11 protein-coding genes are annotated in these 13,383 nt (G+C 63.3%); 7 read left to right on the plus strand and 4 right to left on the minus strand.

All coding sequences use genetic code 11. The features are described from left to right. Nucleotides 1–22: 22 nt before the first annotated feature. From AC07X9_RS14705 to AC07X9_RS14715, 3 genes are all read right to left on the minus strand, one after another. Complete coding sequence (locus tag AC07X9_RS14705) at nucleotides 23–916, minus strand: ribose-phosphate diphosphokinase (protein ID WP_086485901.1); 894 nt, start codon at nucleotides 914–916, stop codon at nucleotides 23–25. Further along, nucleotides 913–2,397, minus strand: coding sequence for a thymidine phosphorylase family protein (locus AC07X9_RS14710; protein ID WP_254908083.1), 1,485 nt, complete (start codon nucleotides 2,395–2,397; stop codon nucleotides 913–915). The genes AC07X9_RS14705 and AC07X9_RS14710 overlap by 4 nt, the downstream gene beginning before the upstream one ends. A gap of 116 nt (nucleotides 2,398–2,513) precedes the next feature. Next, nucleotides 2,514–3,203, minus strand: a complete 690-nt coding sequence (locus AC07X9_RS14715) for a DUF2238 domain-containing protein (protein ID WP_086485902.1) — start codon at nucleotides 3,201–3,203, stop codon at nucleotides 2,514–2,516. Between the two features lie 246 nt (nucleotides 3,204–3,449). On the opposite strand from AC07X9_RS14715, the gene AC07X9_RS14720 reads away from it, so the two are divergent. The 7 genes from AC07X9_RS14720 to AC07X9_RS14750 all read left to right on the plus strand — a co-directional run bounded on the left by AC07X9_RS14720 (nucleotide 3,450) and on the right by AC07X9_RS14750 (nucleotide 11,002). Next, nucleotides 3,450–6,302 (plus strand): monovalent cation/H+ antiporter subunit A, encoded by a 2,853-nt coding sequence (locus AC07X9_RS14720; protein WP_086485903.1) that lies wholly within the window; start codon nucleotides 3,450–3,452, stop codon nucleotides 6,300–6,302. Further along, complete coding sequence (locus AC07X9_RS14725; RefSeq protein ID WP_176342129.1) at nucleotides 6,299–6,667, plus strand: Na+/H+ antiporter subunit C; 369 nt, start codon at nucleotides 6,299–6,301, stop codon at nucleotides 6,665–6,667. Before AC07X9_RS14720 ends, AC07X9_RS14725 begins: the two co-directional genes overlap by 4 nt. After that, the gene (locus tag AC07X9_RS14730; protein WP_086485904.1) at nucleotides 6,664–8,175 is read left to right on the plus strand and encodes a monovalent cation/H+ antiporter subunit D; all 1,512 of its coding nucleotides are present in this window, start codon (nucleotides 6,664–6,666) and stop codon (nucleotides 8,173–8,175) included. Before AC07X9_RS14725 ends, AC07X9_RS14730 begins: the two co-directional genes overlap by 4 nt. Next, a complete protein-coding gene (locus tag AC07X9_RS14735) occupies nucleotides 8,172–8,660 on the plus strand; it encodes a Na+/H+ antiporter subunit E (protein ID WP_086485905.1) in 489 nt (162 codons plus the stop codon). Before AC07X9_RS14730 ends, AC07X9_RS14735 begins: the two co-directional genes overlap by 4 nt. Continuing rightward, nucleotides 8,657–8,926, plus strand: a complete 270-nt coding sequence (locus AC07X9_RS14740) for a K+/H+ antiporter subunit F (protein ID WP_086485906.1) — start codon at nucleotides 8,657–8,659, stop codon at nucleotides 8,924–8,926. Before AC07X9_RS14735 ends, AC07X9_RS14740 begins: the two co-directional genes overlap by 4 nt. Nucleotides 8,927–8,935: 9 nt before the next feature. Continuing rightward, nucleotides 8,936–9,334, plus strand: coding sequence for a Na+/H+ antiporter subunit G (locus tag AC07X9_RS14745; protein ID WP_086485907.1), 399 nt, complete (start codon nucleotides 8,936–8,938; stop codon nucleotides 9,332–9,334). Nucleotides 9,335–9,508: 174 nt separating this feature from the next. Continuing rightward, on the plus strand, nucleotides 9,509–11,002 hold the full coding sequence (locus AC07X9_RS14750; protein WP_254908084.1) for an alkaline phosphatase family protein: 1,494 nt from the start codon (nucleotides 9,509–9,511) through the stop codon (nucleotides 11,000–11,002). 161 nt (nucleotides 11,003–11,163) lie between these two features. On the opposite strand, the gene AC07X9_RS14755 is transcribed toward AC07X9_RS14750, so the two are convergent. Beyond that, entirely contained in the window at nucleotides 11,164–13,314 is a 2,151-nt protein-coding gene (locus AC07X9_RS14755) for a TonB-dependent receptor family protein (RefSeq protein ID WP_217884253.1), read from the minus strand. Nucleotides 13,315–13,383 lie beyond the last annotated feature (69 nt).

Below are 13,383 nucleotides of genomic sequence, written 5' to 3' on the forward strand. Positions count from 1 at the left end.
AAATGCCGATGGTCTCGCTCAGCTAAAGCAGCCAGCCCTGGTTTCGGATTGCCTCCGCCAACACTCCGGCCAACGGGATCGAGGAGGCGGAACTTGAGGTTGAGTCCGTGGCTCGGAAGCCGGTGATCCCTTCCTCCGCCAGCCGTGCAAGGTCCGCATTCGAGGCAAGTGAATGCGTCGCCACCGCCTGTATGTTCGTAGCGCCTGCTTCGCGTAACAGACGGGCGCAGGCAATCAAGGTCGTGCCACTCGAGATCATGTCGTCAATCAGGATGACCGGCCGCTGGCGCACTTTGGAGATATCGGCGATCGCAAGCGCGACCTCGCGGTCGCCGCGGCGAACTTTCTCGCCCACGAGAAACTCAAGTCGCAACGGGCGCGCAATGCTTTCCACCCATTGGCGGGATTCGCTGTCCGGGCCAACCAACACAGTTCGCGGATCAAGGTCACTGGCGATTGCTTGCACAAGGGCCGGAGCCGCAGAAATCGCAACCGCCGGAGTAGCATCCATCACTTCGCCAAGGTTGGCGATGCGATGGAGATGCGGATCGACCGTGAGCACGCCGTCGAACCAACTCGCCAGCAGGCGTCCGATGACTTGCTGACTTACCGCTTCACCGGCCCGAAAGGCCATGTCCTGACGCATATAGGCAAGGTAGGGGGCAACAAGTATCACCCGCTTTGCACCGTTGTCGCGCAGGGCGGATGCTGCAAACAACAATTCTATCAGCTTTGCATTCGGATCATCAAGCGATCGAAACAACAGCGCCGTTGGCGCGTCTCCATGAACCCTAACGAGACTTTCTCCATCGGGAAAGCTGCGCGCTTCGATCGGAACGAAGGGGACCTGACATTGCTTGGCAAGGTCAGATGCCTGCCGAATGCTCTCGGCAAAAGCGAACACGGCCGCATTCATGGCGTCACCGCATAACCGGACGACGTCAAAGCCAGGTCGCGAGCGTAGCCCAACCCCGTCTCTGACTCCGCGTGAATGCGGTAGAGCGCTTCGTCCCTCCGCACGGGTTCACCGACCTTGCGTAAAAGATCAATACCCGCCCCCTTGTCCATCGGCGCGCCTGCCAGCCGGGCGATACGAGCGATCAAATGGCAGTCGATCGAAGTTACCGTACCGCGGGTCGTGGCGCGGACTTCGTGGATGAACTTGGCAGGTTCCAGCACCTCCTTGCGGCGCCCTTGCGCGTCGATGAGCCGTTCCATCGCCGCCAGCGCTTTGCCCGATCCGAGCAGTTCCATGGCTCGGGCGTAACCGCGACCACCCTTCAAGCCAGGATCGAATTCCAAAACTCGGCCCGCCAGCATCAACGAACGTTCCCGCAGATCTTCGGGAGCATCTTCGTCATTCCGCAACACGGCCATCACATCGCGCGCTTCAAGGACGGGGCCAACGCCCCGCCCGACGGGTTGCGTCCCATCCGTGAAAATGACCTCCAACACCAGGCCGAGCTTGTGCGCGACATGTTCGAACAGTTTGCGCAGGCGGATGGCCTCGCGCTGGGATCGAACCTTGGCGCTGGGTCCCACCGGGATGTCGATAAGGAGGTGCGTCGAGCCGGCCGCGACCTTCTTTGACAGGATCGATGCCACCATCTGGTCGAAAGTATCGATCCGCAGCGGACGTTCGACCGTGATGAGGATGTCGTCAGCCGGGGACAGGTTGACCCGCCCGCCCCAGGCCAGGACCGCATGATGCTGTTCGACCACCGAGATCAGCTTTTCTTCCGCAAGGTCTACCGCCGCAAGAACCTCCATGGTGTCTGCCGTGCCGGAAGGCGAGGTGATTGCTCGCGAAGATGTCTTTGGCATGGTCAGGCCATGAGCAGCGATGATAGGGACGACGATCATGGAGGTGCGGTTTCCCGGTATTCCGCCTATGCAATGCTTGTCGACCACAACGTCGCTGCCCCAGCGCATGCGCCTGCCGACACCCGCCATGGCGCTGGTCAGCGCCAGTGTTTCCTGGGTGGTCATGAAGCTGGCGCAGCCAACCAGGAATGCCCCAATTTCCATTGGCGAATAGCGGTAAGCGGCGATGTCGTTGATGATTTCACGAATTTCGGTGTCGTCGAGGGTGTCGCCGTCAATCTTGCGGCGAACATGCTCGAGGCTATGGGGCACAGGAGCCTGCCGGAAGGAGACTTCGCTTCCCTCTGCCAGTCCGAGCCGACGAAACGCCTGTTCGCCCAGCCCGATTTCCCCAGGCTGCAACAGGCATGCGTCGTCAACAATGGCAAGTGTGGCCAGGATAGACACGTTTCCGTTGCCGATCTCGATCTTCCGAAGCGCCTGAAATTGCTCCGGCGAATATCCGTTGCCGCTGCGCGACAAAAAGGCGGTATTTTCAGGATGAGTGTCAATGGCAATGCGTCGGATCTTCATGATGTCCTCCCCGAGTCCTGTGTCTCGCCAGACAGCGGACGATGCAATCCTCGGCATTCCCTGATTGATCGTGCGATGTCGGCGCGACGGGGCAGTGTGCGATACGCCGCAGTCACTCAGTCTCCAAAGATCTGCGGGTTGCGCTCGATGAAGCGTCGTGCCCAACTGTCCACATATGACGATCTCACGCGGATCAGGTAGCGTAGGCCCCCAAGGCTGATGACTGCCGCGCCAAGTGCATTGACGATGAGATCCCACATCGTGTCGGTCAGGCCCGATGGATCTCCGAGCATGGGCTTCTGCATGGTCATCCCGAAAATCTGATCCATCGCAAACTCGAAAATCTCCCACAAAGCACCGATCCCCTGCGAGAAGAAGAACGCGAAAAGGGCGAGGAAGGATGGACGCATATAGAGGTCTACATGCTGGTCTTCGTTGAGGATGTAGACGATCATGAAACCCAGCAGGCCCAGAAGCAGCCCCGCCGTGGCATGCAGAAGCAGATCCCACCACCAGAAGCGTTCATAGTAGTCACGCACCTCGCCGAGAAAGAGCGTGGCGAAGACGAAGATTATCGCCAAAATCTGTAGCTCAAAGGGTATATGGCTGCGCCAGCGCGGCTTCAATATAAATGGCGACATCATCGTTATCATGATGGCAAGCACGAGGAAAACATGAAGCCATCGTTCATCCAGAACCAGAAAGACCAGTTCGCCTGCCATCACCAATTCAAGAACTGCGAGAATAACCAAATGAACGAGGCGTGCGCGTCCATTCGCTGACGGTTGTTGGGCTTGTCCTGCCATTACCTCTTCCTGCGCCTAAGGGGTTTAACGACCTTGGCCCCAGCCATACGCTATCAGCACGGACGCAGCCTGTCCCCAATCTGTTCCAACGCTTGGGCAGGGTTGAGCTCTGAATGCTGACTGATTTGTGCGGCGGCTGACCGTTTGAGCTTGCTTCACCGATGGCGGAAGGCGAAAACAGAGGCTCCGCGTCATCAACGATCGCAATCGCGACGCTCTTCGCAAGCATCGCGCAGGGAGAAGTTTTTGTCTTTGGTCCTCCTAGCGTTGCTTCCCTTTATCGGCGCGCTGCTGACGTCGATCACGGGGCACGCGCATCGCAACCTGCTGGCTGGGATTGCCTCCGCGCCTGCTCTGGTCGGTCTGGCACTGCTCGCCATGCTGGCGCCTTCGGTGCTGGCGGGCGATGTCGCGCAGATTCGGGTGGACTGGGTGCCCGCGCTTGGGCTGGATCTCAGCTTGCGGGTCGATGCGCTGGCTTGGCTGTTTGCAGCCCTCATCCTGGGCATCGGGGTGCTGATCGTCATCTATGCCCGCTTCTACCTTCCCGCCGAAGAGGCCATGGGCCGCTTTCTGGCTCTGCTGTTGCTGTTCCAGGGCGCAATGCTGGGTATCGCATTGTCCGGCAACATTCTGCTCCTGCTGATTTTCTGGGAACTGACGAGCTTATCTTCCTTTCTGCTGATCGGTTTTCGGAGCGACAAGCCAGAGGGCCGGCAAGGCGCGCGCATGGCACTGGCGGTAACGGGCGGCGGCGGACTGGCGCTGATCGCGGGGCTGCTGCTGCTGGGCCGGATCGCCGGGTCGTTCGAGCTGGCCGACATATTGGCGAGCGGGGACACGATCCGAGCTTCCGCGCTCTATCCGCCCGCGTTGGTACTGATCCTGATCGGCTGCTTCACCAAGTCGGCACAGTTTCCGTTCCACTTCTGGCTGCCGCACGCCATGGCGGCGCCGACGCCGGTCAGCGCCTATCTTCATTCCGCGACGATGGTGAAGGCCGGCGTGTTCCTGCTCGCCCGTTTCTGGCCAGTGCTGTCGGGCACGGACCTGTGGTTCTACCTGGTGAGCACGACGGGCCTCGTCACCATGGTTCTGGGCGCGGCCATCGCGCTGTTCCGTCACGACCTGAAGGCCATCCTCGCCTATTCCACGGTCAGCCATCTCGGCCTTCTCACCATGCTGTTCGGCCTCGGCACGCCCGCAGCGGCTATGGTCGGGGTCTTCCATCTGCTCAATCACGCCCTGTTCAAGGCCGCATTGTTCATGAATGCCGGTATCGTCGATCATGAGACAGGAACGCGCGACATCCGGCTGCTTGGCGGCCTTGCCGGCCTGATGCCGGTCACCGCGACGCTGGGGATCGTCGCTGCCGCGTCCATGGCAGGGCTGCCGCCGCTGGGGGGCTTCCTGTCGAAGGAAATGATGCTGGAGGAGACGGCCCATATCGTCTGGGCCGGCCAGCACTGGCTGCTGCCTCTGCTGGCGGTGGTCGGCGCGACGCTCTCCGTCGCCTATTCCTTGCGCTACATCTTCCACCTCTATCTGGGCCAGCGCCGCCCGTCCTATCCGGCCAGGCCGCACGATCCGCCGGTCGGGCTGTGGGCGCCGTCCGCGCTGCTGGTCCTGCTCACCGTGCTGATGGGGTTGTTCCCTCAGACGTTGACCTCCGATCTGGTCGCACCTGCGGCCGCAGCGACAACCGGCGGGACCGCGCCGCCGTTCAAGCCCGCGCTCTGGCATGGGCTTACCCTGGCGCTGGGCATGAGCATCGTGGCCGTGGCCGTCGGCGCGGCGATGCTGTGGAGGCACGGCCTGCTCCAGCGCTTATGGGACGCGATGCGCCTGCCCGACGCCAAGTGGCTGTTCGAAGCCGCCGTGGATGTGCTGGTCCGCCATGCCCGGGCGATAACGACCACGATCCATAACGGGTCGCTGCAGCGCCAGCTTGGCTTGCTGTTCATCGTTGCGATCGCGCTCGGATCGGCGGGGGTCTGGACCGGCGGCTATGCGCCGGGCACGCGCGCCACCATCGCTGCGCCGCCAGTCGCGATCGTCGCCTGGCTGCTGCTGCTGGCAGCTGTGGGCGCAGTGGTGAAAGCGCAGCGGCAGCGTTTCCTGACCCTGATTTATATCAGCGTCATCGGTCTCATCATCTCGCTGGCCTTCATCTACCTGTCGGCGCCCGACCTGGCGCTGACGCAGATTTCAGTGGAAGTCGTGACGATCCTGCTGCTCCTGCTCGCCCTCAACCTGCTGCCCAAGAAACCGGCACGGCTGTCAAGCAACGGCCGGAGACTGCGCGACGGCCTGATCGGGCTGGCGGGCGGAACGGCGACGGGCCTTGCCGCCTGGGCGGTGATGACGCGGGTGCCCAACGATCCGATTTCGGCCTATCACTGGGCCAACAGCTATGCCCATGGCGGCGGCACCAACGTCGTCAACGTGACCCTCGTCGATTTCCGCGCCTTCGACACGTTCGGGGAGATCACCGTGCTGGGCATCGCCGCGCTCACCATCTTCGCGCTGCTGCAGCCCGCCACTCGCGGCGTTTCGGGCCGAAGGCTGCGCGCATGGATCGCGGACCTGCCCCGATCGCCGGAGCGCCACCCGATGATGTTCGCCGTGGCCGCAAGGCTGCTGCTGCCGCTGGCGACGATGATCGGCCTCTACATCTTCCTGCGCGGCCACAACATGCCCGGCGGCGGCTTCATTGCCGGCCTCGTCGTGTCGATCGCGATGCTGATGCAATATATGGCGTCGGGCTTCGAATGGGCCGACCAGAGGCGCCGGATCGACGAGCATCTGCTGATCGGCCTGGGCGTCATCATCGCCGCGCTCACGGGGCTTGGTTCACTCTTTTTCGGTGCGCCGTTGTTCACCAGTTCGTTCGGCTATTTCACCCTGCCGCTGATCGGAACGTTCGAGCTGGCGACCGCGATGATGTTCGACATCGGCGTTGCCATGACGGTTGTCGGTGCGGTGATGCTCGCGCTCGCGGAACTCAGCCGCGTCGCCCAGCGCGCCGAAGGCGACGGGGACGGGGATGAAGGCCCGATGGACATCGATCCCGCGAAGCTGCGGGAGGCGGACGCATGAGCATCGAATTTCTCGTCGCGTCGGCGATCGGCGTGCTGACCATGGCTGGCATCTATCTTTGCCTGCGCGGCCGGACCTTCCCGGTGGTGCTGGGCCTCGCCATGCTGTCCTATGCTATCAACCTGTTCCTGTTCGCCATCGGCCGCCTGGTGGTGAATCGACCGCCGCTCTACGAAAAGGGGCTGACCGAATATACCGATCCACTGCCGCAGGCGCTGGTGCTGACGGCCATCGTCATCTCCTTCGGGATGACGGCCCTGGCGGTGGTGCTGTCGCTGCGCAGTTTCCTGGAAACCGGTACCGATCAGGTTGACGGCATGATCGAGGCTGATCCGCCCGAGCCTGACCCGGAGGCGCTGTCGTGATCGATGCGCTGATTGTCGGCCCGCTGCTGCTGCCCGCCTTCGCCGGAACCGCGACATTGCTGTTCTGGCTCCGCTACCGCTGGATCGGGGCAATCATTTCCATCGCGTCGATCATGGGCCTCGTCGCGCTGGCGATCACGCTGATGGTGCAGGCTGCCTCCGGTGAGGTCATTGCTTATGCGCTCGGAGATTGGCCGGCCCCCTTCGGTATCGTGCTGGTGCTGGACCGGCTGTCCGCGCTGATGCTGCTGCTGACCGCACTGCTCGGGCTTGCGGTCGCGGTTCACGCCACTCTGACGGGTCTCGACCGCAAGGGCTGGCATTTTCACGCGCTGTTTCAGTTCCAACTGCTCGGCGTCAACGGCGCGTTCCTGACCGGAGACCTGTTCAATCTCTTCGTCTTCTTCGAAGTGCTGCTGATCGCCTCCTATGGCCTGATGCTGCATGGACAGGGCGCGCGGCGGCTGACCGCCGGGGTCCAGTATGTGATCGTCAACCTGATCGGATCCACCCTGTTCCTGATCGCGCTTGGCTTGCTCTACGGCGTGACCGGTACGCTCAACATGGCCGACATGGCGGCGCGCGCGGCGGCGCTGCCCGCCGGAGACCAGGGGTTGCTTCGCGCTGGCGGGTTGCTGCTGACGGTGGTCTTCGGTCTGAAGGCAGCACTGCTGCCGCTGCACCTCTGGCTGCCGCGCACTTATGCGGCAGCCGCCCCCGCAGTCGCCGCGCTGTTCGCGATCATGACCAAGGTGGGCGCTTATGCCATCATCCGCACGATACCTCTGATCTTCGGCGATGGTGCCAGCATGTTCCTGCTGCCGGCCGCGCTCGGCACCATGCTGATCGGGTTCGTCGGCTTGCTCGCGGCGCGCGGGCTGGGTGATCTGGCCGCCTTCGCCCTGATCGGCTCGACTGCAACGCTGCTCACTGCCATCGCCTTGTTCGACGAGCCCGGCATGGCGGCCGCGCTTTATTATCTGCCGCATACCACGATTTCGGCGGCCCTTCTTTTTCTGACCATCGATCTCATCGTCCGCTGGCGCGGCATCGAAGGCGGCGCCATCGTGCCCACACCGCATTACAAGGGTCAAGGCTGGTTGGGATTCCAGTTCCTGGCCGTCGCCGTAGCGCTCGTCGGGCTGCCGCCGCTTTCCGGTTTCATCGGCAAGCTGCTGATCCTGCAGGCCGCTGCCGCTTCTCCCTACATGGTCGCGATCTGGGTCATGGTGTTGGGAACCAGCCTATTGGGGCTCATCGGTCTGGCGCGTGCCGGCAGCACGCTGTTCTGGAAAGAGGACGCCAGTCCGCCGATAGCGGACGACCGTCCGGTGCCTCGCGCGGTGGAAGCGTTGCCAGCGTGCTTCCTACTCGCCTTGCTGGCGGCCTTCACCGTGCTTGCCGGCCCGGCCACTGCCTATATGGAAGCCACGAGCGCGCAGATTTTCGACACTGCGGGCTATGTCCGCTCGGTGCTGGGATCAGAAGACGGGAGGGTGGGTAGATGAGGCGTCTTTTCCCCCACCCCGGACTGACCCTGCTACTGGTGACCATGTGGATGCTGGTGCTCAACGATCTGAGCTTTGGCGGCTTCGTTCTGGGCGCCGTCTTCGGGATGCTGGTGCCGTTGTTCACCGCTCCTTTCTGGCCGGACCGTCCGTCGGTGCAATATGGCTGGCGGCTCATCGCTTATGTGCTGCTGGTAATTGGTGATATCATCGTTGCCAATTTCCATGTCGCGCGTCTTATCCTGTTCCGCCGCAACCGCGATCTGCGGTCCTGCTGGCTCAACATCCCGTTGGACCTTCAGTCGGCCGAGGCGATCACCGTGCTGGCCGGAACGATCAGCCTGACTCCGGGCACGGTGTCCGCCGACATAGCCACGGACGGGCGCCATCTGCTCGTTCACGCGCTGGACAGCAGCGATCCGCAGGCTGAGGTCGCCCGCATCAAGGCACGTTACGAAAAGCGGCTGATGGAGATATTCCGATGATCGATGCGGCGCTCATGATTGCCCTGGCCTGTATAGCGCTTGCGGTATTGCTCAACCTCTACAGGCTGCTGCGGGGACCGACTGCAACGGATCGCATTCTGGCGCTGGACACGATGGTCATCAACGCCATCGCCCTCATCATCCTGTTCGGCATCAGGGAAGGCACGACCGTCTTTTTCGAAGCGGCCCTGCTTTTGGCGATGGTAGGCTTCGTAGGGACGGTGGCCTATACCAAATTCCTGCTGCGCGGCGACATCGTGGAGTAGGATGAAGCAATGACCGCAGTCCTTGATTTCGTCATCGCGTTCCTGATCATATTGGGCGGCGCTTTCGCCTTGATCGGCAGTTGGGGGCTGGCCCGCCTGCCATCGCTGATGAGCCGGTTGCATGGCCCCACGAAGGCGACGACGCTCGGTGTCGGCGGATGCCTGATTGCCTCCATGCTCTATTTTCCGACGCACGGGCTATCATGGTCAGCGCATGAGCTGCTGATCACTCTGTTCCTCTTCATCACGGCGCCGATTTCGGCCAATATGATCGCCAAGGCTTCCCTCCATGGGCGCCGGGTTTCGGGCGACGCTGTGGAAGCCGACGGAACGCCATTACCGCCCTCTCCGCATTCGCACGCGGAATGGGCGACATTCGGTTTCGAAGACCCAACACTGGGTAAATGAAACGGGATTATACTCTGTCGGTCTACCTGCCGCATTGTCGAGCATTGCCATCTGTAAGCGTTGAGACGTGCGAGGACAAACAGGACGATCATGCTTTGTGCTGCTCGATACGCAAGCGCGTCACCTATCTGTCACGGGCCGATGAAAGAAGAGCCGGAAACAAGGAGCAGCATCTTGTCCATTCGAACCTTGGCCATCGCTACAGCGCTATCAGCTACGCTCCCGCATGGGACGCTGGCCCAGGAAAGTCCTTCCTACCCCCAGACGAGCGAGGCTTATCGGGCTCAGGCGAAGGCCGAGCTTGAGCGGTTGTCGCAGGACACCCCGATCGCAGGGCCAGCGCGCAACGTCATCATCTTCATCGGCGACGGTATGGGCGTGAGCACACTGACGGCGGCGCGCATTCATCAGGGGCAGTCGGCGGGCAAGGACGGCGAATCCTTCGTCACGGCGATGGATCGCCTTCCGCACACCGCCTTGGTCAAAACCTATTCGCATGATGGCCAGGTGTCGGACTCCGCGCCCACGGCAACGGCCATCCTTACTGGCGTAAAGACCCGCAACGGTGTGATCGGCATCGGCCCCGAAGTCGCCGAGAACGATTGCGCCGCGAGCCGGCAGCACCAACTTCCTTCGCTGTTCGGTTTCGCGCAAGCCCAGGGCCGTGCGACCGGAGTCATCTCCACGGCGCGCATCACCCATGCGACGCCCGCGGCGGCCTATGCCCACACGCCGCAACGCGACTGGGAGGCAGACGGAGACCTTCCCGCATCGGCACGAGCGGAAGGTTGCCTCGACATTGCGCGGCAAATGATCGAGGGCCAGGTCGGCTCGCGCCTTGATCTGGTCTTGGGTGGCGGACGCGCCAATTTCCTGCCGGAGAGCGCGGCGGACCCGGAATATCCCCGGCAGCATGGAAAGCGGAAAGATGGCCGCGACCTTGTTGCGGAGTGGCGTCGGCGCAACCCGCAGGGCGCATATGTCTGGAACAGCAGCCAGTTCGCGCAAGCGGATTTCGCTCGAACACCTCGCCTGCTCGGTCTCTTTGAACCCGATCACATGCACTATGAGGCCGACCGATCGAGCGGCGGAGCGAAGGAACCATCGCTTGCAGAGATGACGCGAGCCGCCATCACCATGCTCGGTTCGCGGAAGACGGGCTATGTCCTGCTGGTCGAGGCGGGACGAATCGACCATGCACATCATGCCGGAAACGCCCGCCGCGCGCTCGAAGACACGGTTGCGCTGGACGGGGCGGTCGCAGCCGCGCTCGAGATGACCGATCGCGCCGACACGCTGGTGCTGGTGACGGCCGATCACAGCCATAGCTTCGCGATCAGCGGCTATCCCGGGCGCGGCAATCCGATCCTCGGCCCAGCAGCTTTCGGCGGGCAGCCGCTCAAAGCCAGGGACGGGAAGGGTTACACGACCTTGGGCTATGCCAACGGTCCGGGAGCACAGGTTGACGGCCCGCGGGCCGATCCGCTCGGATCGGATACGACCGGGCTCGACTATCGCCAGCAGGCGTTGGTTCCGCTCGGGTCCGAGACCCATGCCGGCGAGGATGTCATCGCGCGCGCTTCGGGGCCGATGGCGCATCTGGTCAAGGGCACCATAGAGCAGCACAGCCTTTACTACATCGCGGCGAAGGCGCTTGAGCCTCGGTAAGTAGCTCGGGCTGGACTGATGATATCCCCCGACGCGCTTCCGCTCACTCCGGGAAGCGCATTCGTGGCGGGCAGCGGATCGCCGGCGCTGTTCGCTTGTCGGATGTCAGTCATCTAAGCTGCCGGGCGCGCTGACCGAGCACCCGGCGGCTTACGTTGGCGTCAGAACCGGGCGCGAATCCCGCCCATTGCGAGGCGCGGGGCGCCGGGCCGCGCACCGGTGGGCGAGAAGCCGGCGTTGTAGGTCACATCGAACAGGTTCTGCACGGTGCCGAACAGCGACAGGTTGCGATGCAGGTCGATCTCGGCCGACAGGTCGACGAGCACGCGGTCGTCGATCCGGTCCGAAGCGACGATCGGTCCCTGCCCGGCGGTGGCGCGCGTCTTGCCGACCCAGTTGAGCGCCGCATTGAGCCGGGCGATTTTCGTCACGAGGCCCGCGTTCACCGTCATCTGATGCGTGGGGATATAAGGCAGATGATCGCCCGCGCTCACCGCGCCCCAGGGTTCATAGCCGCTCGTGAAGCTCGTTTTGAACTTGGCGTCGGTATAGGTGTAGGTCATCGACACCGGCACCTCGAAGCCGTCGGCCGCGATGCTGCCGAGCGTGCGGCCAGCGGAGAGTTCGATGCCCTTGACGTCGACCTTGCCGCCCTCGAACTGGTCGCCGATGTTGCAGTTGCCGCCGGTGGATGCGGTGCAGGTGCCGACCAGGTTCGAATAGTCGTTGAAGAAGCCGATGATCTCGGCGCGCCAGCCGTTCGAGCCAAGCTTGAGTCCAGCTTCATAGTTCCAGGACGTTTCCGGATCGACAGTCGAGCCCGGAGCGGGGCTGGAGAAGCCGCGATGCACGCCCGCCACGATACGGACCGCATCGGCTACCCGCCAGGTCGCGGCGATGCCGGGGATGAAGACGTCGACGCTCGACTTGGCGACGGTGGTGGGTCCCGATCGGGCGGGATCGGTCGTCGCCCAGCGCGTCTGCTTGAGGTCGATCGTCTCGTAGCGCAAGCCCGGCACGAGGGTGACAGGCCCGGCGTCGATCGTATCGCGGATGAAGAAGGCCCAGGCTTTGGCTTCACCGATACGGTTGTCCTGGCTTCCCGGCGCGCCGGCCGCAGTCAAGATCATGCGGCCGTTGACCATCTGGTAGCGATCGTCCTGCTGGAGGCGGTCTTCGTCGTCCTCATGGTAGCGGGCGGAGAGTTCGAGCGTGTGCTTGATCGCGCCGGTGTCGAACCCGGCGGTCAGCACGCTCTGCACGCCCGTCGCCTGATAGACGCGGTTGTTGTTGCGCACGCGCAGCGCGCCGGAGCGCCCGGTGAAGGCGGGGGCGCCGATCAGGTCGGCCATCTGCAGAGGATTGGCGTCGGGATTTTCCAGCACGCTGCTGATCGTCACCCAGCCCATGTTGGCGGTGTTGCGCACGTCGTTGAGCTTGTACCAAGCGCGCGCCGTGTCGGTGCGATAGGCGATCGTCGTGAGGTTGACGCGAGGGGATAACTCGAAGCGATGGCTGAGCTGGTAGGTCTTGTGCTTCGCGTTCATCACGTCGACCTGGCTGCCATTGTAGCGGCGATAGGGCGACGCCGCGAAGTCGGCGAGGGTGAGCCCCAAATAGGTCTCGTTGCTGGTCTCGTCGTAGTTCTGATACTTGAATTCGAGTGCATGCCGCCCGTCGGTCGAGCGCAGGCCCAGCTTGACCGTCCAGTCGGTGATCTCGAAGCCGCTATCACCGCCGATGTCGAGCTTCTTGAAGCCGCCCGAATGTTCGTAGAGCCCTTCGGCGAGCGCGCCGATCTCGAGCCCACCGCCGAGCGGCGCCCAGCCGCCGACCCAGCCATGCGCGCGCCGGCCGTCGTGATTGCCAGCAAGCAGTTCGGCCTTGCCGGCCACGGTTCCGGCATCGACGTCGGGGATCGGCGTCGAGAAGAGATTGAGCGCGCCGCCGACGGTCATCGGGCCATATTTGATCGCCGCCGGCCCCTTGGCGACCTCGACGCCTGAGATACGGGCGACGCGCGGGAAATAATAGGCGGCGGGCGCGGCATAAGGCGCGGGCGCGATGAGCACGCCGTCTTCCATCACCGCGATGCGCGCGCTGCGATCGGTGCCCGAGCCGCGGATGCCGATATTGGGGCGCAGGCCGAAGCCGTCCTCTTCCTGGATATAGACGCCCGGCACCTGCCGCAGGATGCGGTTGACGTCATTGTAGGAGAAGGTTTCCAGGTCGGCGGTATCGAGCCGCTGGACCGAGCCGCCGATGTCGAGCGTGTCGGTATTCGTACCCGTGACGACGATGCTGTCGATCACGCGACCGCCGTCGGCCTCCTCAGCCGTTTCCGCGAGTGCGGGCGCGCACCACAGTCCGAGCCCTGTCGC

It is taken from the genome of Sphingobium sp. GW456-12-10-14-TSB1 (assembly GCF_059424385.1).